18 protein-coding genes and 2 pseudogenes are annotated in these 23,378 nt (G+C 70.4%); 15 read left to right on the forward strand and 5 right to left on the reverse strand.

The genetic code is table 11. The features are described 5' to 3' along the window. Positions 1-90: 90 nt before the first annotated feature. The 9 genes from B1H19_RS29835 to B1H19_RS29880 all read left to right on the forward strand — a co-directional run bounded on the left by B1H19_RS29835 (position 91) and on the right by B1H19_RS29880 (position 12,009). Positions 91-3,081, forward strand: a complete 2,991-nt coding sequence (locus tag B1H19_RS29835) for a bifunctional acetate--CoA ligase family protein/GNAT family N-acetyltransferase (RefSeq protein ID WP_083109953.1) — start codon at positions 91-93, stop codon at positions 3,079-3,081. 38 nt (positions 3,082-3,119) lie between these two features. Next, a complete protein-coding gene (locus B1H19_RS29840) occupies positions 3,120-3,713 on the forward strand; it encodes a DUF5998 family protein (RefSeq protein ID WP_083109954.1) in 594 nt (197 codons plus the stop codon). Beyond that, the gene (locus tag B1H19_RS29845) at positions 3,713-4,903 is read left to right on the forward strand and encodes an alkaline phosphatase family protein (RefSeq protein ID WP_083107820.1); all 1,191 of its coding nucleotides are present in this window, start codon (positions 3,713-3,715) and stop codon (positions 4,901-4,903) included. Before B1H19_RS29840 ends, B1H19_RS29845 begins: the two co-directional genes overlap by 1 nt. Before the next feature lie 56 nt (positions 4,904-4,959). Next, positions 4,960-5,610, forward strand: a complete 651-nt coding sequence (locus tag B1H19_RS29850) for a thymidine kinase (protein WP_083107821.1) — start codon at positions 4,960-4,962, stop codon at positions 5,608-5,610. Positions 5,611-6,348: 738 nt separating this feature from the next. After that, a complete protein-coding gene (locus B1H19_RS29855; protein ID WP_083107822.1) occupies positions 6,349-8,025 on the forward strand; it encodes an SWIM zinc finger family protein in 1,677 nt (558 codons plus the stop codon). Between the two features lie 317 nt (positions 8,026-8,342). Next, the gene (locus B1H19_RS40020; RefSeq protein WP_237289909.1) at positions 8,343-8,663 is read left to right on the forward strand and encodes an arsenate reductase/protein-tyrosine-phosphatase family protein; all 321 of its coding nucleotides are present in this window, start codon (positions 8,343-8,345) and stop codon (positions 8,661-8,663) included. Then, positions 8,623-9,795, forward strand: coding sequence for a tetratricopeptide repeat protein (locus B1H19_RS40025; protein ID WP_237289557.1), 1,173 nt, complete (start codon positions 8,623-8,625; stop codon positions 9,793-9,795). The genes B1H19_RS40020 and B1H19_RS40025 overlap by 41 nt, the downstream gene beginning before the upstream one ends. Positions 9,796-9,967: 172 nt before the next feature. Then, positions 9,968-10,696, forward strand: coding sequence for an SDR family oxidoreductase (locus B1H19_RS29875; protein ID WP_159028153.1), 729 nt, complete (start codon positions 9,968-9,970; stop codon positions 10,694-10,696). Continuing rightward, a complete protein-coding gene (locus tag B1H19_RS29880; protein ID WP_083107824.1) occupies positions 10,696-12,009 on the forward strand; it encodes an MFS transporter in 1,314 nt (437 codons plus the stop codon). The genes B1H19_RS29875 and B1H19_RS29880 overlap by 1 nt, the downstream gene beginning before the upstream one ends. Positions 12,010-12,299: 290 nt before the next feature. Here B1H19_RS29880 and B1H19_RS29885 read toward each other — a convergent pair whose 3' ends face one another. Together B1H19_RS29885 and B1H19_RS29890 are read right to left on the reverse strand one after the other, a co-directional pair. After that, on the reverse strand, positions 12,300-13,343 hold the full coding sequence (locus B1H19_RS29885; RefSeq protein ID WP_159028154.1) for a DUF1152 domain-containing protein: 1,044 nt from the start codon (positions 13,341-13,343) through the stop codon (positions 12,300-12,302). A 73-nt stretch (positions 13,344-13,416) separates the two neighbouring features. Further along, a complete protein-coding gene (locus tag B1H19_RS29890; RefSeq protein ID WP_083107826.1) occupies positions 13,417-14,853 on the reverse strand; it encodes a coproporphyrinogen-III oxidase family protein in 1,437 nt (478 codons plus the stop codon). Positions 14,854-15,070: 217 nt separating this feature from the next. On the opposite strand from B1H19_RS29890, the gene B1H19_RS29895 reads away from it, so the two are divergent. From B1H19_RS29895 to B1H19_RS29910, 4 genes are read left to right on the forward strand one after another with little or no spacing between them, the layout of a single operon-like run. After that, positions 15,071-16,324, forward strand: a complete 1,254-nt coding sequence (locus B1H19_RS29895; protein ID WP_083107827.1) for an ATP-grasp domain-containing protein — start codon at positions 15,071-15,073, stop codon at positions 16,322-16,324. Positions 16,325-16,328: 4 nt separating this feature from the next. Beyond that, positions 16,329-17,579 (forward strand): ATP-grasp domain-containing protein, encoded by a 1,251-nt coding sequence (locus B1H19_RS29900; RefSeq protein WP_083107828.1) that lies wholly within the window; start codon positions 16,329-16,331, stop codon positions 17,577-17,579. Beyond that, positions 17,576-18,838, forward strand: coding sequence for an MFS transporter (locus tag B1H19_RS29905; RefSeq protein WP_083107829.1), 1,263 nt, complete (start codon positions 17,576-17,578; stop codon positions 18,836-18,838). The genes B1H19_RS29900 and B1H19_RS29905 overlap by 4 nt, the downstream gene beginning before the upstream one ends. Next, positions 18,835-19,836 (forward strand): GNAT family N-acetyltransferase, encoded by a 1,002-nt coding sequence (locus B1H19_RS29910; RefSeq protein ID WP_083107830.1) that lies wholly within the window; start codon positions 18,835-18,837, stop codon positions 19,834-19,836. The genes B1H19_RS29905 and B1H19_RS29910 overlap by 4 nt, the downstream gene beginning before the upstream one ends. Before the next feature lie 109 nt (positions 19,837-19,945). Here the strand turns inward: B1H19_RS29910 and B1H19_RS29915 are convergent, their stop codons facing one another. Next, entirely contained in the window at positions 19,946-21,190 is a 1,245-nt protein-coding gene (locus B1H19_RS29915) for a HEAT repeat domain-containing protein (RefSeq protein WP_083107831.1), read from the reverse strand. Positions 21,191-21,416: 226 nt separating this feature from the next. Here B1H19_RS29915 and B1H19_RS40030 point away from each other — a divergent pair. Continuing rightward, a pseudogene (locus tag B1H19_RS40030) lies at positions 21,417-21,614 on the forward strand (thymidine kinase); the annotation flags it as partial. A 39-nt stretch (positions 21,615-21,653) separates the two neighbouring features. Here the strand turns inward: B1H19_RS40030 and B1H19_RS29925 are convergent. Both B1H19_RS29925 and B1H19_RS29930 read right to left on the reverse strand, forming a co-directional pair. After that, entirely contained in the window at positions 21,654-22,430 is a 777-nt protein-coding gene (locus B1H19_RS29925) for a methyltransferase domain-containing protein (protein WP_083107832.1), read from the reverse strand. Positions 22,431-22,434: 4 nt separating this feature from the next. Continuing rightward, positions 22,435-22,833 (reverse strand): NUDIX hydrolase, encoded by a 399-nt coding sequence (locus B1H19_RS29930; protein WP_159028155.1) that lies wholly within the window; start codon positions 22,831-22,833, stop codon positions 22,435-22,437. A 71-nt stretch (positions 22,834-22,904) separates the two neighbouring features. On the opposite strand from B1H19_RS29930, the pseudogene B1H19_RS29935 reads away from it, so the two are divergent. Next, positions 22,905-23,362 (forward strand): annotated as a pseudogene (locus B1H19_RS29935) (MerR family transcriptional regulator). The last annotated feature ends 16 nt before the right edge of the window (positions 23,363-23,378 follow it).

Genomic DNA, 23,378 nt, shown 5'->3' on the forward strand with positions numbered 1-23,378 from the left:
GTGCTCCGGCAGCGCTCCGGCAGCGTTCCGATGTGACCGAGCGTACGCAGGACGGGCCCGTTGTCAGTGCTCCGCCGTACGCTTGTCCGCATGCAGACGCAGCCCGACCACGCGTACCCGGCCCACTGGGAGGCCGACGTGGTCCTGCGCGACGGCGGCACGGCGCGGATCCGCCCCATCGCCCCGGACGACGCCGAGCGGCTGGTGTCGTTCTACGAGCAGGTCTCGGACGAGTCGAAGTACTACCGGTTCTTCGCGCCCTACCCGCGGCTGTCCGACCGCGATGTGCACCGTTTCACCCACCACGACTACGTCGACCGGGTCGGCCTCGCCGCCACCGTGGGCGGTGAGTTCATCGCCACCGTCCGCTACGACCGGATCGACGACCAGGGCCTGCCCGCCAAGAGCCCGGAGGACGACCAGGCCGAGGTCGCCTTTCTGGTCCAGGACGCCCACCAGGGCCGTGGGGTGGCCTCCGCCCTCCTGGAGCACATCGCCGCGGTGGCCCGCGAGCGCGGCATCCGCCGGTTCGCCGCCGAGGTGCTGCCCGCCAACTCCAAGATGATCAAGGTGTTCACGGACGCCGGCTACACCCAGAAGCGCACCTTCGCGGACGGCGTGGTCCGGCTGGAGCTGGACCTGGAGCCGACCGAGCAGTCCGTGGCCGTGATGCGCGGCCGCGAGCAGCGCGCCGAGGCCCGCTCCGTCCAGCGGCTGCTCGCGCCGGGCTCGGTCGCCGTCATCGGTACGGGCCGCGCCCCCGGCGGCGTCGGCCGCTCCGCCCTGCGCAGCCTTCGCGACTCCGGCTTCACCGGCCGCGTCCACGCCGTCAACCACGCCTTCCCCGAGGGCATGGACCGCCTCGAGCCCGAGGGCGTACCCGCGGTCCGTTCCCTGCGCCAGATCGCCGACCCGGTCGATCTGGCGGTCATCGCCGTCCCCGCGGCCCACGTCCCCGAGGTGGTCCGCGACTGCGGCGAACACGGTGTGCAGGGCGTGCTCATCCTCTCCTCCGGATACGCCGAAGCGGGCCCCGACGGCCGCGAGCGCCAGCGCGCGCTGCTCCGCCTGGCCCGCTCCTACGGCATGCGCCTGATCGGCCCCAATGCCTTCGGCATGATCAACACCTCCCCGGCCGTGCGGCTGAACGCCTCGCTGGCGCCCCAGATGCCCGGCGCCGGACACATCGGCCTGTTCACCCAGTCCGGTGCGATCGGTATCGCCCTGCTCAGCGGGCTGCACGCGCGCGGCCCCGGTGACGGCGGCATCGCCGGAATCTCCTCCTTCGTCTCGGCGGGCAACCGCGCCGACGTCTCCGGCAACGACCTCCTCCAGTACTGGTACGACGACCCGGACACCGATGTGGTGATCCTCTATCTGGAGTCCATCGGCAATCCCCGCAAGTTCGCCCGGCTCGCGCGCCGTACCGCGATCGCCAAACCGGTCGTCGTCGCCAAGGGCGCGCGCCACCACGGCACCGCCCCCCTGGGCCATACCGTGCCCACGGTCCGTATCCCCGACAGCACGGTCGCCGCCCTGATGCGCCAGGCCGGGGTGATCCGCGTCGACACCGTCACCGAACTCATCGACGCCGGGCTCCTGCTGGCCTCCCAGCCGCTGCCGGCCGGCCCGCGCATCGCCATCCTGGGCAACTCCGAATCGCTCGCCCTGCTGACGTACGACTCCTGCCTGACCGAAGGGCTGCGTCCGCTGCGCCCCCATGTGCTGGCCCCCGGGGCGACGGCGGACGACTTCCGGGCCGCGCTCGCCGAGGCGCTCGCGGGTGACGGCTGCGATGCCGTGGTCGTCACTGCCATCCCCTGGGTCGGCGAAGGGGAGGACGCCGTTCCGGGCGTTCGGGAGGGCATCGCGCTCGCCGCCGCCCTCCGCTCCGCCGCCGCGGCGGATCCGGCCAAACCGGTGGCCGTCGTCCACCTGGCCATGGACGACCTCGCGCAGACGCTCGCCGCCCCGGGGGCATCCCCTGAACCGCCCGCGCCGCCCCGGGACGCGCCACCCGTGCCGCCCCCGGCCCCCGCCCGGCCCGCAGACCCCGGCCCCGTCTCCGTCCAGGCCCCGCCCCGGCCCCCGCTGCCCCCGTACCCGCCCCACCCGCCGCGCCCCCCGGCCCCGCCCTCGGCCGCCCCGCCGGCCGCGGCGGAGACCGCACCCCCGGCCCCGGTCCGCCGCCCCGCCCCCGTCCGGATCCCCGCCTACCCGGCCGCCGAGCGGGCCGTCCGCGCGCTCGCCGAAGCCGTCCGCTACGCCGCCTGGCGCCGGGACGCCGCCGAGCCGGGCCGCGTCCCCGAGTACGACGACATCCAGGAAGCCGCCGCCGGAGCCGATATCGATCGGCTGCTCGACCGCCACACCCCCGACCCCGCCGCCGGCCGCTCCGTCGCGCTGCCGCCCGCCGACGCCGAGGCCCTGCTCGCCCGCTACGGCATCCACGCCCGCCCCTCTCTGCCCGCCCCCGACCCCGACGCGGCCCTCCGCGCCGCCGCCCGCCTCGGCTATCCGGTCGCCCTGAAGACCACCGCCCCTCATCTGCGCCACCGCGCCGACCTCGGCGGCGTCCGCCTGGACATCGCCGGCGAACGCGAACTACGCCGCACCTACGCCGAGTTGACCGACTTCCTCGGCTCGCCCGAGGTGCTGCGGCCGGTCGTCCAGGCGATGGCGCCGCGCGGCGTGGACACGGTCGTCCGCGCCGCCATCGACCCGGCCGCCGGCGCCGTGCTCTCCTTCGGGCTGGCCGGCGCCCCCTCCCAGCTCCTCGGCGACCTCGCCCACCGTCTGATTCCGGCCACCGACCGCGATGTCGCCGACCAGATCAGGTCGATCCGCGCCGCCCCGCTCCTGTTCGGCTGGCGCGGCTCCCAGCCGGTGGACACCACCGCGCTCGCCGATCTGCTGCTGCGGGTGTCACGACTGGTCGACGACCACCCCGAGGTGGTCGGCGTCGACCTCGAACCGGTCGTTGTCGCACCACACGGCCTGTCCGTCCTGGGAGCCGCCGTCCGCCTGGCCCGCCCGCCCGCCACCACCGACCTCGGCCCCCGCCGCCTGCCCGTCTACTGAGGGTCTCGCGGGCCGGTGCGCCCCGTAAGATGGACCCCATGGCTAAGACCGGTACGACGACCCAGGGGCTGCGCGCGGCGATCGAGCGCAGTGGCTATTACCCGACCCTCGTTGCCGAGGCGGTGCAGGCCGCGGTGGGCGGCGAGGCGGTCGTGTCGTACCTCGTCCACCAGGAGACGACCTTCGATGCCAACGAGGTCCGCCGCCATGTCACGGTCCTGGTCCTGACCGGCACCCGCTTCATCGTCAGCCACACCGACGAGCAGGCCGCCGACGCCACCAGCCCCTCCCCGTACGCCACCACCTCCACCGAGTCCGTCAAGCTCGGCCGGATCTCGTCGGTGGTGCTCAGCCGGGTGGTCGCCAACCCCGAGTCCTACACCCCCGGCCAGCTGCCCCGCGAGGTCGTCCTCACCATCGGCTGGGGCGCCGTCGCCCGCCTGGACCTGGAGCCCGCCGCCTGCGGCGACCCCAACTGCGAGGCGGACCACGGCTACACGGGCTCCTCCACCGCCGACGACCTCTCGCTGCGGGTCAGCGAGGCGGGCGACGGACCGGACTCGGTCCGCGAGACCCTCGCCTTCGCCCAGGCACTCTCCGAGGCCACCGCCGCCACCAGCAGCACCCGCTGATGGCCCACACCGCCCCCGCGTGGCCCGAGCCGGCACCCCTGGACCCGCTCACCGCCCCCGTGCCGCAGTACGGCACGGGTTCGCTCGCCGATCTGCTGCCCGCCATCGTCGCCGGCCAGGGCGTGCGCGAGGTCGCCACCTCGATGGAGCTGGCCCCCGCCGACCGGGCCTGCGTGTTCCTCGTCGACGGACTCGGCTGGGAACTGCTGCGCGCCCACCCGGAGGAGGCGCCGTTCCTGACCTCCCTCCTGGACAGCTCCTGCAACGGCACCGGCCGCCCGCTCACCGCCGGGTTCCCCTCCACCACCGCCACCTCCCTCGCCTCGGTCGGCACCGGCCTGCCCCCGGGCGCCCACGGCCTGGCCGGATATCTCTGCGAGGATCCGGCCACCGGCGCCCTGATGAACCAGCTGCGCTGGCGCCCGTGGACCGACCCGCACGTCTGGCAGCCCTACCCGACCGTCTTCCGGCTGGCCGACGCCGCCGGCATCCACACCTGCCAGGTCTCCGCACCGGACTTCGAGCACACCCCGCTGACCAAGGTGGCGCTCAGCGGCGGCACCTTCCACGGCCGCCTCTCGGGCGAGGAGCGGATGGACCTCGCCGCCGAGCAGCTCGCCGCCGGTGACCGTTCGCTCGTCTACACGTACTACTCCGAGGTCGACGGCAAGGGCCACCGCTACGGCGTCGACTCGGACGCCTGGCGCGGACAGCTCCAGTACGTCGACCGGCTCGCCGAGCGGCTGGCCGAGCAGCTTCCGCCGCGATCCGTCCTGTACGTCACCGCCGACCACGGCATGATCGACATCCCCTTCGACCCCGAGTCCCGGATCGACTTCGACGAGGACTGGGAACTGCGCGCCGGCGTACGCCTGTTGGGCGGCGAGGGCCGGGCCCGGCATGTGTACGCGCATCCGGGGGCGGCCGGCGATGTGCTGGCCATCTGGCGCGAGGTGGTCGGCGAGCAGATGTGGGTGGCGAGCCGCGAAGAGGCCATCGCCGCCGGGTGGTTCGGCCCGCGGGTCGACGACCGGGTACGCGGCCGGATCGGCGACGTGGTGGCCGTCGCGCACGCCGACATGGCCATCATCGCCTCCGAACGCGAACCGGGGGAGTCCTCGATGGTCGGCCTGCACGGCTCCATGACCCCGGCCGAGCAGCTGGTACCCCTCCTGGAAGTCCGTACCTGACCCCCGCGGTCCCCGTCCGTCCCCTCCCAACGAGCCCGAAAGGCCCGCTACTTCCCATGCCCGAGCTGGTGTTCTTCTCCGGGACGATGGACTGTGGAAAGTCGACTCTGGCGCTCCAGATCGAGCACAACCGCTCGGCGCGCGGGCTGAAAGGCTTGATCTTCACGCGTGATGACCGTGCGGGGGAGGGGAAGCTGTCGTCGCGTCTGGGGCTGGTGACGGATGCGGTGGAGGCGGCTCCGGGAATGGATCTCTACGGGTATCTCGTGGAGCAGATGACGTACGGCGGCAAGGTCGATTACGTCATCGTGGACGAGGCCCAGTTCCTCGCGCCCGACCAGATCGACCAGCTGGCGCGGATCGTGGACGACCTTGCCCTCGACGTCTTCGCCTTCGGCATCACCACGGATTTCCGTACGAAGCTCTTCCCGGGGTCTCAGCGGCTGATCGAGTTGGCGGACCGGGTGGAGACGTTGCAGGTCGAGGCGATGTGCTGGTGTGGTGCTCGGGCCACGCACAATGCCCGTACGGTGGGCGGCGAGATGGTGGTCGAGGGCGAGCAGGTCGTGGTGGGGGACGTGCAGCGGTCGGCGGAGGAGGTCGGGTACGAGGTCCTGTGCCGACGCCATCACCGTAAGCGGATGACGAGCGCTGCGGCGCGAGCGGTGGCGCTGTCGCCGGACGTGCTGCCGGTCACCTCCGACTGAGGCCGGCAGGTGCACCTGCGCCGGCGCCCACGCTTCGGAAAGGCGGCCATGCCCGTCATGATCTGTGGGGTCTTCTTGGCGGCATGCGGCGCCAAGTCGCAGCGACACCGGGGATACGGGGAGCGGGGGGTGGCCGGGAGGCTGATGTGCCGATGCGACGCACCTGCGGGACTCGGCGCACCGCAGCGGCCTTGCCGCACATGACCGTCCGGCTCTCCGCTGGTGGGCCCCGCTGGGGGCATGATCTCCACAAAGACTGCCCGCTCCGAGTCGTCGAGTTCCGGTTCAACGTCTGACGCCCGCCGTGGCATCGACCTGGCGATCTGGTAAACGCGCAGGTCACAATGGGGCCAGCTTCCTCCGGGGCCGAACCCGTTGCGGTACCGGTTGCCGGATCGGAGCTGGGTGCGGCTGGCGGCTCGTCGGTCGGCCAGGGGCGTGTCCGGCTGCGGATTTCGGCGTGGACGGGGCGCTGCGAGGCGGTCGGAATCGGAGCGGGGAGTGGTGGCGCCGCTGTGTGTGGATGCTGGAAGGGCTGACCTGGGGCCTGTAGGGACGGCGGTTGCACGGTTGCACGGTTGCGCCTCGCGGGTCCGGTGATGGAGCCTCGGAGTCCATGAGGCAGGACCGGGGGTGTACCGGCGGCCGGTGCGGGCCAGAGCGCGGATCTCCGTAGCCACCGGCGGGGACTAGGCTGGCGGGGCATCAAGTGCCCAGGCCGAGCAGGGTGGAAGAACCATGGGTGGCCTCACGGAGGCGAATCTGAGGGAGCTGGCCGGTGCCCGTTCCTTCGAGCGCGGGCGCGGATATCTGGATGCGGTGTCCGGGGTCGAGGTCGGTGACGGATGGATCGGCGCGAGTGTCCACGGCACGGAACGGTACGAGGTGGAGCTGACCCTGGACGGGCCCGGCGGGCTGACCGGCGAGTGCGACTGCCCGTTTGGCCTTGAGGGCAACTTCTGCAAGCACCTGGTCGCCCTCGGCCTGACGGTGCTCGCCCGGCCGGAGAGCCTGCCGCGGCAGCGGAAGGCGGCACGGGACCGGGCGCAGGACCTCGACGGGTGGCTGGCCGCCCTGTCCAAGGGCGAGTTGCTCGCCCTGGTGCGGGAACAGATCGGCGAGGACCGGCAGTTGCGGCGCCGCCTGGAGCTGCGGGCCGCGAGCGCCCGCGGGGATCTCGCCGCGGTCCGGGCCCGTATCCGGGAACTGCTCGACATCGGCCCGTTCGCACAGTACGGGTACGTCGAGTACGCGGATGCCCGCGCCTATGCGGACCAAGCCGGGCAGGCGATGTCGGCGATCGGCGCGCTCATCGGCTCCGGACGGGCGGCCGACGCGGTCGTCTTGGTGCGGGAGGCGATGAGGATGCTGGCCCAGGCGGTGGAGAGCGTTGACGACTCCGACGGATGGCTCGGCCAGGTCGGCACCGGCCTCGCCGACGCCCACCTCGACGCGTGCCGTGCGGCGCGCCCCGACGCGGTGCAGCTCGCGCGCTGGTTGGTCGGCCATGCCCTCGGCGAGGCGGACGACGGCCTCACCGACATCGATCCGCTCGACTATGAGGACGTTCTCGGCGAAGAGGGCATGGCTGCCCTGCGGAAGTTGGCGGTCGAGGCATGGCAGGGCAACCGCCGCGGCTGGGCGGAGAAGTGCCTGATGGAGCGTCTGGCCAAGGCGGGAGGCGACGTCGACGCGGTGATTGCGGTGCATGCGGCCGACCTCGCACCGAACGGTCACACGCACTTGGTCATCGCTCGCGAGCTGGACATCGCCCGGCGCCCCGGCGACGCCCTGCACTGGGCGGAACGCGGTATCCGGGAGGTCCGGGACCTCGCTGACGTCGACACCGCCCTTGTCGACTACCTCTGCGACCGCTACGCGCAGGTGGGCCGGACCGGCGACGCGGTCGCCCTGCGCCGCGACCACTTCGGCGCCCGCCGCACGCTGCTCACGTACCAGCAGTTGCGCGCCGCTGCCCGGGCCGCGGACTGCTGGCCGGCCGAGCGTGAGGGCGCGCTGGCCGTGCTGCGTGCCGACGCGGGGCAGCGGCAACTGGGCTGGTACGGCGGCTCCGTACTGGTCGATGTCCTGCTCGACGACAAGGACGTCGACGCCGCCTGGCGGGCCGCCACCGGGACCGGCGCCCATGACCGGCAGTGGCTCACCCTCGCCGACCAGGTCCGTGCCACCCGCCCCGCCGACGCGCTCGGTGTCTACCTGCGCCTGGCGGAGCCGCTGACCGAGCAGACCGGCAACGTGGTCTACGAGCAGCTCGTCAGCCTGCTGCTGAGCATTCGGGACTGCCACCGCCGCCTGGGAATGCCCGAGGAGTTCACCGAGTACGTCACCGCCCTGCGTACCGCCCAGAAACGCAAGCGGAACTTGATGTGCTTGATGGACGAGCACCATCTGTGAGCCGGACGATGCTTCGGAGGTCCCATCCGCCGCACACGCCTCTGCCGCCGGATGGCGCTCCGTGAGCCGCACGCCGACGGCGATCGCCGACGGGTACCTCTCGCTTCCGGCTTACGTCCGATCGGTGAGCTGGAATAAGGCCGCATAGCCATGGGGATGTCGCCCCGTCAGTTAGCAGATACAGACCCGGAATTAAATGTTCCGATGTACGTCACCACGTACATCGGAAAGATCCTTGTCCGCCCGCGGCGGCATGACCTATGGTGCTGATCATGCACATATCCTTCATCTGTACCGGGAATATCTGTCGCTCACCCATGGCGGCACTCGTGTTTCAGGTACACCTGCGAAAGGCCGGAATCGCTGACCGCGTCTCTGTGACCAGCGCGGGGACAGGCGCCTGGCATACAGGAAAGCGTATCGACGAACGCGCTGCCCATGTATTGTCCGCACGCGGATATCCGGTCCATCACGTAGCTGCCCAATTAGGGCAGCGCGACCTCGACGCGAATCTGTTTGTGGCGATGGACTCCAGTCACGTAGCTGCGTTGAAAGAGCGCCTCAGGGCGGCAGAGTGCAGCGAAGTTCCGGAGGCGGATGAACGAATCCGACTGCTGCGGTCGTTTTCTCCGGAATAGTGAAGGTCACGACGCCGAAGACGATGTGCCCGACCCCTACTACGGGCGGGAAGCGGACTTCGTCGAGGTCCTGGCGATGATCGAAGCCGCGATGCCGGGCCTGGTCGAGTGGGTGCGGTCCAGGCTGGGGAACGAGCCGTTCGAGGAGTTCGATCCTCGGAGGTCCGACGCTCATGCATCCGCCTGGAGCGTCCGCGATACGCAGGACCTGCCGGCGCAACGGGACAGAGCCGACCGCCTCGGTGAACAGGAAAACCCGGAGCTCGCCGCCACGGCCCTCAGTGAACTGCTGCCTGTCTTCGAGCGCGTATACGGTCCGGAACACCTGGAAACTCTCATCACGAGGGATATCCACGCGCATTGGCTGGCTGAAGGCGGCAATTTTCTCACGGCGCTCCACGCCTTCCGTGCGTACCTCCCCGATTGGGAACGAATCGCAGGACCGGAACACCCCGGAACCCTGCACTGCCGCCAGAACATCTCCTACTGGACGGGCGAGTCGGGCGACTTCGACCAGGCCGTCGAATTGAGCAGGGAGCTCCTCCCGCTACGTGCGCGGGCACTCGGACCGATGCATCCCGATACCCTGCTGACCAGGCACCGCCTCGCATACTGGATCGGCGAGGGAGGCGACCCCGCCACCGCTCTGGTGCAGTTCCGCGAACTGCTGGACATTCGTATCGAGCACCAGGGACCCGAGCATCCGGACACCCTGACCACCCAGCACGAAATCGCGCGCCGGACCGGCGAAATCGGCGAGGCCGAAAAGGCGGCGGAGCTGTTCGAGGAGCTCGTACCCCGGCGTGAGCGTGTCCTGGGACCCCGGCATATCAGCATGCTGACGACGCGTCACGAATACGCCAAGTGGATCGGCGAGGCGGGGGCACCCGACAAGGCGCTGGCCATGCTGCACGACTTGTGGCCCGTGCGTAAGGAGGTCCAGGGCGTGCACCACCCCCGGACCTTGCTCACCCAGCATGAGCTGGGCCGATGGACGGCGGTGACGGGCGACCGGAACGCCGCGCTGCCCATCGTGCAGGACGTGCTGCACGCACGGGACCGTGTCCTGGGACCGAATCACCCGCACACGCGGCTGACCCGTGACCTGCTCACGGGCCTCGGTGTCCGCTGACGATCACTACGCTCTCTCCGGGCGCCGCTCCCCGCACAGCACGCGTCAACGCCTCGGACGACTAACCAGCAATCCGCGCATGCACTCCGAGGGACACCCATGTCGTCGGGCACCCAAATGTCGGCAACAGGCCCTCTGGCGAGCGGGAAATACGACACGGAGGCGAACGCACATGACGCTCAGCGGGCGCAAGGTCCTCATCACGGGCGGCTCCGCCGGCATCGGCGCGGCGACAGCCCGTGCCCTGACGGACCAGGGGGCACGCGTCGCCGTCCTCGCCAGGGACGGCGAACGGCTCCGGGCGATCGCGCACGATGTCGGCGCTCTGCCCGTTCCAGCAGACCTCCGTGACCCCGATGCGGTTCCACAGGCCGTCGAGGCCGCCGCCGGCGAACTCGGTGGCCTGGACGCTCTGGTGAACAATGCCGGGAGCTTTCGGCTCGGAGCGGTCCATGACGGCCGCTACGCCGACTGGCGGGAAATGGTCGAGCTGAACATCCTCGGTCTGCTCGCTGCTTCCCAGGCCGCCGTCCCTTTCCTGGCGCGAAGCGGATCCGGGCAGCTGATCAATATCAGTTCCATGAGCGGGCGAGGCGGGGCCGGGGCGGTAACGGGTGTCTACGCGGGCACAAAACACGCGGTACACGCCATCAGTGACGGTCTTCGTGACGAGCTGCACGGCCACGGGATACGGGTCACGGTGCTCTCACCCGGCATGGTGCTGACCAACCGCGGTGAGTACATCAGCGATCCTCAGCTGCGCGACGTCACGGCGCGCTGGCATGAGCAGCAGGGGCTGGACCCCGCGGACGTTGCCGCACAGGTCTGCCACGTCCTTGCTGCGCCTCCCGACGTGCACCTGGTCGAGATCGCCCTCATCTCCGCACGGCAAACACCCTGATGAGAAACGCCTCCTCGGCCGCTACCGGCTACCGCGCACTGCTGCGATCCTCGGCTGTCTCGGCGCTCGGTGACGGCGTCCGCTTCGCCGCCCTGCCGCTGCTGGCCGTCGCTCTCCTGGACAACCCGTTCCAGGTCACCGTCCTCACCGCGGCCGGAACCGCACCCTGGCTGCTGGTGGCCCTGCCGGCCGGGGTCTATGTGGACCGCCTCGACCTGCAACGCGTCATGATCTTCGCCGACCTGCTGCGCTGCACGGTGCTCATCGTGGCGGTCGCGCTCCTCCTCACCGCACGCCTCACCTTCTGGCCACTGGTGGCCCTGGCGTTCATCCTCGGTGTCGGCGAGGTGCTCTTCGACTGTGCCGCACAGGCCCTGCTGCCGGGTCTGGTGACTGGCGAACGTCTGGAGAGGGCCAACGGCCACCTCTACGCAACGCAGACCATCGGCCGCGATCTCATCGGGCAAGCACTGGGCGGAATCCTCTTCGCGGTGAGCAGATTTGTGCCGCTGCTGGTCGATGCGGTGTCCTTCCTGTGCTCGGCGCTGCTGCTGCGCAGGGTCCGCGCGACACAGCGGCAGTCCTCCCCGTCCCCACGGTCCGGTCACCTCGCGCGTGAGATCGGCGAGTGTCTCCGATACCTGTCGAGGCATCGCGTCCTGCTGAAGCTCACTGCCGCAGCGACGCTGGTGAACACCGTCTACATGGGACAACTGGCCGTGCTGATCCTTCTGGTGCGGCAGGAACTGCACCTGCCCGCCGCCCTGTACGGTGTGCTGCTCACCGTCGGCGCACTGGGCGGCGTAGCGGCCAGCATGACGGCATCGCATCTCATCGAGGCCCTCGGCCGCAGGGCGATTCTCACCGGTGGCCTCCTGGTCCTGGCCCTGTCGGGACTCGGCATCGCCGCAACGAGAAACATCTACCTCGTGGCCTTCGCGTACTTCCTCTCGGTGTACGCGATCACCTGTTGGACGGTCATTTCCGTTTCCCTCCGCCAGGGAATGGTTCCCGACCGGCTCCGCGGACGTAGCGTCAGCGTGGATCGCCTCTTCACCTGGGGAACGAATCCGTTCGGCGTACTGGGCTTCGGAGCCGTCAGCCAACTGTGCGGGCCACGGGCGGCGTTCGCATTCGGCAGCGTATGCGCCATGACCGCACTGGCCGTCATGGCCACTGCCGTCCGTTCCGTCCCGGACCGTATCGGTGCCCCATGGCCCCCGCCATGCGAAGTGCCGACCGGCCGCAAGGCGCGCGGCCATCTCGCGCGCACCGCTGACCACCCGTACGGTCATGGTGATACGAGTCCTTGAATCCGGCTCGTTCGCCAAGCCGGGCTCGCCGTGTTCGGCGACCTCGGTCTGGACCGACATTCCGAGAGCATCGTCACATCACGGAAAGTGAGCCCCAAGCCGTGGCGCGACATCGGCCTCCACCACCGGTCGTGGTCGTGAAGGCCGACGTCGTCGTGCGGGGCGGGTATCGGGTGTCGTCCCGATGCCGCCCGGGGGAGCCGGACGCCCCTACCCAGTGGCACCAGCGCCATACCGTCGGCGCACCGTCCCATCGCCGCGTCCGGCGCACCGTCCGGCCCGCCGCGTCCTCAGGTGAGGGGGAGCAGGGGGCCGAAGGCGTTCAGCAGGTCGCGCAGGGCGGGTATGTCGGCCCAGGTGAGGCCCAGGGTGCGGGCGGCGAACCGCAGGGTTGTGTGGTCGGCCCCGTCGGCTGCTGCTCTGATGTTCCGAAGGGCCCGGTGCCGGTCGGTGGGGACGGTGCACGTCATGGCCCGGGCGGGGCGCTTGCGTTCGCGGTCGATCTCGTGGATTCCGGTGAGCTTGTGGGAGAGGTCGGCCGCCTCCTCCAGGGGTGCGGGCCGGTGGTCCAGGAGGGCCTGGGCGATGGGGTTGCGGTCGATGGCCTCGGGGAGTGACAGGTAGTAGATGCGGGCGGAGGCGTCGGTGAGGGGGATGGTGCGCACGACGGTGCGGACGGTGCCGCGGGCGCCGTTGACGGCGGCGGCGAAGAGCGCGGACGCCTCGGAGGGATGCCACCGGAGTGCCGCGGCGGCCTGGCCGACGGCGTGCGTATCGGGGGTGAGATAGCGCCCTGCAAGGCGTTCGAGCAGGGTTTCCTGCGGGATTTCCCCGTCGGTGCCGGGACCTGCGAGGTAGACGGTGGCGCTGACACCCGCGAGGTGGCAGGCGGCCATGGTGTAGGCGTCCACCAGCGGGCTGCACAGGGTCTCTTCGTCGCCGTGGGTGAGGATGTCCCCGCCGATGTCGACGATCCTGACCCGCCCCCCGGCCGCGGCGGCCATGCCTTCGATCTGGCGGGCCAGGGAGGTCAGCCCCTGCGTGGGATCGAGCATGAGCAGCCGGGCGGGCAGGGTTTCGGCCAGGGCCGGGAGGGTCGATCCCGCCGGGGCGACGGCCGCGCTGGCGGGGGTGAAGACGCTGCCCGCGGGGTCCTGGCCGAGGCCGGTGAAGTCGGCCCTGCCCAGGGGGCCCGGTGTGGGATCGACCTCGGGGCGTTCCCATGCGTAGGTGGCGATCAGGGGCGGGCCGGTGTCGCTGGTGATGGTGTGGGCGGCGATGGTGGCGCCGAGGGGGTCGCCGCCTCCGCCGGCGGCGATGACCAGGTCGCTCATGCCGAAACCTCGCTGCGCTCGGCCTTGCATTCGCGCGGCGCGCACCTTTCGATGATGTGCTCGCTGCGCTCGCTCATGCGCTCTCCCGGAGATCGATTCCGGTGATGCGGACGGGGGTGGCACCCATGTTCTTCCTGGCGCGCTTGTTGGCCTGGTGGAGGCCCTCGTAGTAGTCGCGGTCCAGGCCCGTGACGTGGTCGGAGTAGAACATCCAGGACAGGATGTCGCGGTACTTGAAGCCCTTGGGGGTGAGCTGGACGCGGCGGCCGAGGCGGTGGATGAGGCCGTGGGACTCGGCCGCGTCGAGGACGGCGTCGACCTCGGACCGGATCGTGTCGAGGCCGAAGCGGTCCAGTTCGGACAGGTCGAGGTCGAAGGTGTCCAGGACGAGGCGCTTGCGCACGATCTCCTCACCGGTCAGCTCGAAGCCGGTCACCGGCCGCAGTTCGTGGTTCCTGGCCTTGTCGATGTAGTCGGCGACCTCGGCGGTGGAGGGCTTGACGCTGCCGGTCATGTAGTCGAGGACGCTGGTGTAGGAGCGGGCGCCGACGCCCAGGCCGAGGAGGGGGACACCGTGGAAGGTGAGGACCTTCTGTACGTAGCCGCCGCGGCCGGGCTTCTTGTAGCGGACGGAGCCTTCCTGCACGTAGCCGTGCTCGAGAAAGACCTTGCGGGCGTAGTCGTAGCGTTCGTACAGCTCGGGCTGCCACATGTACTGGTAGGAGCCGGTCTTGGAGAACCAGGCGTCGGGCCGCACGGTGAGGAAGTACGTGCTGATGGTGGTGGGTTCGAGTGCGGCGAGTTCGTCCACCGAGTGGCGCCAGGATTCGGGGGTCTGCCCGGCGAATCCCATGATGAGGTCGGTGGACAGGTCGGGCAGCCCGAGTTCCTTGACGATGGCGATGGCTTTGCGGATGACGTCCTCGCCGGATTTGCGGCGGCCGGCTTCGCGGATCTCCTGCGGCACCAGGGACTGGATGCCGATGTTGGCACGGGTCAGGCCCATCTGGAGGAGGCGGGCGAATCCGTCGGGGTCGTCCACGATGGAGTCAGGAGTGGCTTCGACGGCGACTTCCTCGGCGGTGGAGCGCCAGTTGGGGTAGACCTCGCCGATGGTGTCGAAGATCTGCTCGAAGTGCCTGGTCCGGAGCAGGGCGGGGGTGCCGCCGCCGATGTAGATGGTGCGCAGACGGCGGGCCTGGATGATCTCCGCGTGGTCGCGGATCTGGGTACACAGGGCGTCGGTGTAGGCGTCGTAGACGTCCTCGTCGGTGGAGATGATGGTGTAGAGGTTGCAGAATCCGCACTTGACGTTGCAGAACGGGACGTGGAGGTACAGGTTCAGCTCGGGCGTCTGGTAGTTGGCCAGATCACGCGCCCAGACGTCGCTGATGTTCCACTTCCCGGATTCGAGGGGCCGGTAGGTGGAGCGGGGCGGGTAGGAGTACTGGTAGGGCGGGATGACGCCTTGGTCGATGTACTGCGCGAGCTGACTGTGCAGGGTGTTCACGTGCTTCCCCGTTTCGGATCGTGCCGGTGAAGATGACCTTGCGAACTCGATCCGACCATGCGGCAGTTGAGCGGAGCCATGGTCCGTGCCCACCAAAAGGCCAACTGCAATGGGGTAGTTGTTAGGTCGTTCCTCCAACTCGATGAAGCACAGGGCGAGTTGATTTCGTGAGTCAGGCCGATAGTCACTCCTCTTGCCTGAACGCTTGAGTAGGGTGATGAACACCGGCGCAGGCCCCAGGGGGCCCGGAGTGCTGGTCATCGAGCCGATGGGGAACGCCGGTCGTTTCCTCGTCGAGGCCGCTGACCGGCTGGGAATCCGCTTGTACGCGGCCACGCACAAGGACATCTACGACACCTACCCTCCGTGGCTCGGGTCGGCTCTGTCCGGTCTGTGCGCGACCGATCTGGCGGACGTCCCGCGCGCGCTGGAGGAGATGGACGCCTTCTGCCGCCGCCACCGCATCACCGGCATCGCCGCCTGCTGGGAACTCCTCACTCCCCTCGCCGCCCTCCTGGCCGAGCGGCTGCGCCTGCCCGGCAACGACCCGGTTCTGGCCAGGGCGGCCCGCAACAAGATCCTCATGGGGGAGGCGTTCGCCGCCGCCGGGGTTCCGGCCCCGAGGTGGACGGTGGTGCAGGACGCCGGCCAGGCCCACCAGGTCGCTGCGTCGCACGACCTGGGATGGCCGCTGGTGATCAAGCCCGCCGAGCAGGGCGGCTCCTGGGGGGTGAGCATCGTCGGCGGCCCGGACCAGCTGTCGGCGGCGGTGGCCGGTGCGCAGCAGTACACACACGCCCAGCCGCACGGGGTGGCGCTCGATACCCGGGTCCTGGTGCAGGAGTACGTCCCGGGCGAGGAGTACTCCTGCGAGACGGTCATCGCACACGGGGTCGCCTATCCGCTGCCGGTCGTCCGCAAGGAAACCACCGAGGGCACGTACCGGATCGAGACCGGCCACAGCTGCCCCGCCGACCTCGCCCCGCCCATGGCCCGCCGGGTGCAGCACATCGCTGCCCGCGCCGCGCTCGCCGTGGGAATCCGCAACGGGGTGGCGCACACGGAAGTCAAGATCCGGCCCGGGGCGAGCATGCCGGACGTGATCGAGACCGGCGCGCGCCTTCCGGGCGGCAACATCTGCGAGATCGTCGAGGCGGCGAGCGGCGTCAGCGCGGCCGCCGCCTACCTTCAGGCCGTCCTCGGCCGGGTTCCCGACACCGCCCCCCTCCGCAGCGACGCCGCGGCGATCCGGTTCCTCCTGCCCGAGCGCGGGGGCAGGCTGGGCCGGATCGTCATCCCGGAGGTGACCGGCACGCACAGCGAACTCCATCTGCGGCCGGGGGACATGGTTCCGCAGCCGACGGATTCCTCCTGCCGGATCGGGCACGTGGTGGCCCGCGCCGAGACCGTAGAGCAAGCCCGCCGGCTGGCCGCACAGGTGGCCTCCCGGTCCCGAGTGGAAGTGAGCTGAAAACGTGCGGAAGATAGCGTTCCTGCGGTCTGTCGACATCCAGCGCGCCGACCCCTACATCCAGCGGGCCGTGGAGGTTCTCACCGCCCGCGGCATCGAGGCCGCGCTGTTCCACACCCACGGTCAGGCCGACGACCAGGATTTCCCCGGGGAACGGATACGTCTCGATGAGGGGGTGACGCCGCGTGAACTCGCCGACCGGGTGGCCCGGTGGGGCGCGGACGCCGCGGTGTCGATCTCTTTGCCGTGCGACAACGCCCTGCGCGACGCCGCGGCGAAGGCGTATCTGGAGGCTCGCGGTATCCCGACCGTCATGACGCCGCTCGCGTCGACCTTGCGCCTGATCGACAAGTGGGAGACCAAGCAGCTCCTGAAGGACGCCGGACTGGAGGTGCCGCGCGGCTTCCGGGCCGACTCCGACCTGCTGGCCGGCCGCGGGCTGCCCGTACCGGGATACCGGGATGCACTTCGGGTGCAGGCCGAACAGGTCGGCTATCCGCTGCTGTCCAAGCCGGTATGGGACTCCACCAGCTTCGGCATCCAGGCGCTCGCCTCCCCCACGGATCTGGACAGGTATCTGGCCGGTCCACCGGAGGTGTCGGCGGTGGTCGAAGAGGTGGTGCACGGTGACCTGTGCAGCGTGGACATCGTCGGACGTCCGGGCGCCTACCGGGTGCTGCCCGTGTGCTGGACCGGCCGCGCCGGCGCCGAGCCGGTCTTCACCTTCGAGGACCTGCGCTGGTGCGGCCCCCGCCCTGAGGCCGACACCCGGTTCGACGACGTGGCACGCAAGCTGGTCCTGCTGTGCGAACGGCTCGGGGTGTGCGGGTCGGTCAACGTCGACATGATCTACACCGGTGACCGGTTCGTCGTCCTGGAGATCAACCCGAGGATCGGCGGGGCCACCACCTTGTCCTGCGCCGCCTCGGGGACGAACACCTTCATCACGCTGACGGACCTGGCCCGCGGCCTGGCGCCCGCCGGCGGCCCGGCCTCCCGCGTGGGGTGGGCGATCGAGTTCCTCGTGCCCGAAGGGATCCCTGAACCGGTGGCGGCGGAGCTGCGTGAGCGCCTGGACATCGTCACCGCGCATGAGCTGGTGATCGACGGCACCAGCCACGGTGACATCGTCGTCTTCTGTCTGCCGGAGGGGGACGAGGCCCAGACGGTCAAGGTCTTTCAGGATCTGCACGGGACGACCGGGTTTCCGAGTGAAGGGGTTCTGGGCAAGATCTGTTCCCTGCTTGCACCGTGACCATCGCAGTCCCCCCGGATTCCCGGCGCCGCCCCCGCAGGAGGCCCCGTACGCTGGGCCTGCCCGCGCTGCGGGGGCACGGTCTGTTCATCACCGGCAACGTCATCGACTCCCTCGGCAACGGCATGCTTCTGCCGCTGGGGCTGCTGTACTTCACCGCCGTGCGCGGTCTTGCGCCGGCCGCCGTCGGTGTCGCGGTAACGGCCGGACAGGCCCTGGCCCTGCCGGTCACGTTCCTGGCCGGGCACCTCATGGACCGCGTCGGGCCCAAGCCCCTGGTGGTGTGGGCCAATGTGTTCTCCGCCGCCGGGTTCCTCAGCTTCCTGGCCGCGCGGGAGCCGTGGCACGTCGCCGTCTCCTATCTGCTGGTCCAGGCCGGGATCAACGCGTACTTCACCGCGCAACGCACCCTCATCACCCACGTCACGGCGCCCGGGGAGCGCCGGGCGTGGTTCGCCTTCACCAGCTCGTTGCGGAACGTGGGGCTGGCCGTGGGGTCCGGGATCGCCGCGCTCGCCCTGGCAGTGTCCGGGGACGGGGCGTTCATCTGGATGATCGCGGCCGACGCCGCCACCTACCTGCTGGCCGCCACCTGCTTCGCCACCCTCACCACCACGCCTCCACCCCCGGACGGTGAGACGTCGTCGCAGGTGACCCGGTCCGACAATGCGCGTCGCTACCTGCTGCTCGTCACCGCGAACATCCCCTACGTCCTCGCGCAGGCCGTCCTCTCGGTGCTCATCGCCCTTTACACCACCCGCGCGCTGCATCTGCCGGCGTGGTCGGCGAGCATGCTGTTCGTCATCAACTCGGTGATCGTGTCGGGCCTTTCCACCGCGATCACCGCCCATCTGGCTCCCGCGGTTCCCCGGCGTGCCGTCAGTGCCGGCTACCTGCTCATGGCCGCGGCGATGGCCGCGTTCGCCGCGCCGGCCGCTGCGGAGTTGGGTCCTGCCGTGTGGGTGGTGCTGGTGGCGGCGATCGTCCTGTTCAGCGTGGCGGAGATCTTTCTGGGTCCTTCCCTGAGCGAGCTGTCGGTCTCCCTGACACCGACGGCCGCATCCGGGTTCACCCAGGGCCTCTACCAGTTCTCCTGGGCACTCGGGATGGTCACCGCCCCGGCCCTGTTCACCCTGCTGCTGGAATCCGGGCCCCTCATCCCCTGGGGGGCGGAGGCCGCCGCTTGCCTGCTGGCGTTCCTCGCCGCCCCCGCGCTCAAAGCCCCCAACCGTCACCGCCGAAAGAGGACGCAGCGTTGAACACCGAACTCGCCGACAGCATCCACCGCGTACCGGCCGCCGACTGGGAACGCCTCGCCCGGCCCGTCAGCCTCTACCTCTCCCACCGGTGGCTTGCCGGGGAAGAACAAGACCCCACCGCCACCACCGCCTACGCACTCGTACGGGACCGCGACGGCACGCTGCTGGCCGCGACCCCGCTGCACCTCGTCCACGAAGAACCCAACGACAACTACCGTCCGGACAAGGCCCTGGACTCACCCGTGCGGCCCCGGGTGCTCGCAGGCGCCCGCCGCGGCTACCACAACATCCCGCTGACCGCCCCCGGCCTGAGCGCCGGACAGCGGGACACCTGCCTGGCCGTGCTGCGTGACGCGGCCCGCAGCTTCGCCGTCGCGCACGGCACCACGCACTGGTGGCCCTATCTGACCCACGACGCCGCGACCCGGCTCGCCCCCCTCTACCGCGAGCGGCCCCTGCTCCTGGAAGACGATGCCACCATCCCCCTGCCCGGAGCCGGATTCGACGACTACCTCGCCTCCCTCCCCTCACAGCGCCGCGTCGGCATACGCCGCGAACGCCGCTCCTTCGCCGGGGCCGGGATCGGCGTACGCCACCGGACGCTGGGGGACTGCTACGAGGATGCCGGGGTGCTGCTCGCCGGTCACCAGCAGGAGCACGGCCATGACCGGGACGGCATCGACGCCATGACCGCGGTCCTGGAGCGGCAAGCGCGGACCATGGGGGACGAGGCGCGAGTGGTGGCCGCCTACGACGGCTCCCGGATGATCGGCTTCTGCCTGTACTACCACCACGGCGCCACGACATGGATCCGCGCGGTCGCCGTCGACAGGACCCACCCCGCCCCGGGCCTCTACTTCAACCTCATGTACTACCTGCCGATCGACGACGCCTACACCCGCGGCACCTCCGCCCTGCACACCGGAATGAAAGCCATCGAGGCCAAGAGGCGGCGCGGAGCAGCCGTGAGCGGCCTCTACGCCCTTGCCGACCGGTGATGTGCTTCGCCCCGCCGCGGTGCGGCGCCGTGGAGGAACCGCACCCGGCGCCGAAGACCCCGCCGCCGCGCCCGAACGGCGCTTCAGCACTGAGCGAGGCTCAAGCAGTTCAATCGGCGGGGCCCAGCGCACGAGGGTGATACCAGACGTCGTGGAAAGCCGCGAAGTAGGGCGAGTCCTGGTCGATACGGCCGAGACTGCGCAGTACCTCGTCGCCGCGTGGGTCGTCGCGCAGGAACAGCCGGATCGCTGCCGCGACCCGTACGGCCTCGACCTCGTCGTGGAGACAAGCGGCAAGAGCGTCCGAAGGCGCGGCAGAATCCGCGGCGGCCTGGGCGACTGCCGTGCACGCCGCCTCGCGTACCAGGGCATCCGCGTCGTGCGTGCGGGCCACGGCGGCGGCCAGGGCTTCGGGGTCGCCCTGCGCGATCAGCCGGTGAAGGCCGGAGAGCGCCCGCCGTCGGACCTCCCGGTCACGGTGCCGGGTGAGCGCCGGCAGCGGTTGCTCGGCCCGGGGGTCCATGGCCTCGGCCAGGCCCGCGGCGAGTGCCCGCATCACCCGTGGATCCTCCTCTCGCGCTGCCCAGGGGAGGAAGAGGTCGACGAGCGGCACGTCGAAAGGACTGTCGTCGCTCTCATCGAAGAGGTGGACGAGACGGATCACCTCGGCGCCGCAGTACCGCTCCAGCGGATTCGGGCGGTCGCGCAGGGCGGCGGCCTCCGCCCAGACGGCGGGGGCGTGGCGCCCCTGGAGCGTGATCGTCGTCGACCACCACACCGGCCGGTCGACGTCCGGCTCGGCCAGGGCGCGGCCCATCAACTCCTCGAAGGCCGGTGCGATCCCGTACCGGGGCTCAAGCTCGGTGAGGATCGCAGCGTGCCCGTCGCGGACCGTCAGGCCACCGAGCGACAGCTCTTCGCAGACGTTGCCCCACCCGTCCAGAACCGCTCTGCGCGCGACCGGTCCCGAAGTACCGCTCCTGTGGCGCAGCTCGGCCTCAGCGCCCGTGAGGTGCCAGTGCCGCGCCAGCTCCAGGGCGTTACGTCCCTCGGCGTCAGTGCGCCACAGATCTGCTCCGCCGCTGATGAGCACGGACGTGATCTCACAGGCGCCACGGTCGATGGCTCGCAGCAGAGGCGTACGGCCGTCAGCGGCGGTGCAGTTCAGCCGGACCGGGGGGTCGGACATCCTCAGCTCTTCGACAACCGGGAGGTCGAAGGCGTCCACGGCCAGACACAGTGCCGGAGTGCCGTGCTCGTCAACGGCGTTGGAGTCGGCCCCCGCCGCCAGCAGGGCTGCCACCGCCTTGGCGTCCCCGCTCCGTACTGCCGCTATGAGCGGATCCTCACCCATGTCTCCGCACAGCCTCCCAACTCATCCAGCTCATGCAGGGACCGCCACAGCATCGAACCGCTGGTGACATGCCGTATCAGCGTGTCCGACCCGAGTGTCGCACCGGACGTCCCCGCCAAGTGGGTGGACAGGCCGCACAGCAACTCGGCGCCACGGGCGTCGCATTGCAGCGCCGCCACCCGGCCGCGGACGATGCGATGACCGTGGCGGCTCGCCGTGGCCCCGCGCGTATGTGGTGGAGCGGATGTCGCGGGGCGGCAGGGTCGACTATGTGATCGTGGACGAGGCCCAGTTCCTGCTGGTCGACCGGATCGAGGCGTTGCAGGTCGAGGCGATGTGCTGGTGCGGTGAGCGGGGCACGCACAACGCTCGTACGGTGGGCGGCGAGATGGTGGTCGAGGGCGAGCAGGTCGTGGTGGGGGACGGTGCTCCCCGCTTCGACCGCGGCGCCCGTGACGCGCGACTACGCCTCGGCCACGACGATGTAGAACGTCACCGCCGCGAAGAACGGGCCCTGGCTGAGCCGGCTCAGCCAGGCTTCCGCCTCCTGGTCGCTGAAGTACCCGGCCTCGACAGCTCGCCGGGTGGTGCGTTCCAGGCCGAGGATCTTGTCCGCGACCCGGAGGTCCCGGAAGACCGGAGTGACCGGGATGACCTCGGGCACGGTGAAGCCGCTCTCGGTCGCCAGGCGTGCGAGCTGCCTGCCGATACCCGCGTTGCGCACCACGCGTTCGGCCACATGGCGGGTGTAGGCGCGGGTCAGGTTGCTGTCGGGGTGGTCGACGGCCAGGGTCTCCCAGTCGGGCTCGCCCATGACGAGCCGCCCGCCCGGCCGCAGGACCCGGCGGATCTCGTCGAGCGCCGCCGGTGGATCGGCCACATGCTGGAGGACCCGGTCGGTGCGGGCGCGGTCGGCGGTGCCGTCGGCCATCGACAGGTCGTGGATGTCTGCGTGCCGGACGTCCACCACGGCCTGACCGGTGGCGCGTGTCCGGGCGGCGTCCACCATGTCCTGGTCGTGGTCGATGCCGATGACCGTGCCGGCAGGGGTGACTGCCTGGGCGAGAGCCTCCAGGTCGGTACCGGGACCGCAGCCGAGGTCGAGCACCGTGTGTCCGGGATGCAGATCGAGTACGTCGAGCATGCGCCGCTTGTAGGAGCGGCCGAGATCGCTCGTGGCGAGCCGGTCGAGATAGGTGACGGAATCGGGTTTGGCCGTCTCGAACGCGGAGGATGTCATGCGTTCAGTCAACCAACCGTGTGAACCGCACGGGTGCGTTGTTCCGGATCGGTGTCCTCGTTGAAGTGGCCCAGATACACCGGGCTCGGCCCGCATCGACGTTCGCCGGCACGTCGGACAGGAGAGAAGCCATCCTCTTCGGGCGAACGACCTCCGCGGTGGTGGCCAGTTCGGCCGTCGACCACCAACGATGTCCGTAACGGGCCTCCTCCGTCCGGATGTTCATCCCGCGGACTTCGTCGTCCGTGACACGGACAGGACGGTATTCCTCGTACTGGTCGAAGGCTTGGCCGTCCACACTGAAGAGCGTCTGCCGCATCCAGACAACGAGCCCCAACCGCTCAACGGGAAGACGGACGCACATCAGGAGAACACGGGAAGTCCACCGCTTCGTCAGGGCCATGGGCACCGATGCTCTCCACAGCATGTTCCCGGACTTGACTCTCCCCTGGAGGGAGACATGAAGGTAGGGCCATGGACGGCGACACCCTCTACTCGATCGGCGAACTGGCCCGGCGTACCGGGCTGACGGTCAAGAAAATCCGGTTCTCTTCCGACCGCGGCATCGTGGCGCCGGCCCATCGCACCCCTGCTGGATACCGCCGCTACGGTCCGGACGCCGTCGCCCGCCTGGCCCTCGTCCGGACGCTGCGCGAGCTGGGCCTCGGCCTCGACGTGATCCGGCATGTCACCGATCGGAAACGCACGCTGAGCCAGGTCGCCGTGCCGCAGGGTGTGCGCGCGCCGTCGGCCGTCCCGACGACGCCCTGCTGAAGGACTGGCTGCTGCAACGCCTGGAAGCCGCGAACGACCCCCGCAAGGACCGGTACGTCGCCCTGGTCGCGGTGATCAACGGCTGGCCGGCCCCGGAACCCCTGGAGCCGGTGATCGGCTGGTCCGTCGAGGCCCTGAGGAGACGAACGGCCCGGTGAGGCGACAGCCGAAACC

This window comes from Streptomyces gilvosporeus, from assembly GCF_002082195.1.
In the GTDB taxonomy this organism is placed as follows: domain Bacteria; phylum Actinomycetota; class Actinomycetes; order Streptomycetales; family Streptomycetaceae; genus Streptomyces; species Streptomyces gilvosporeus.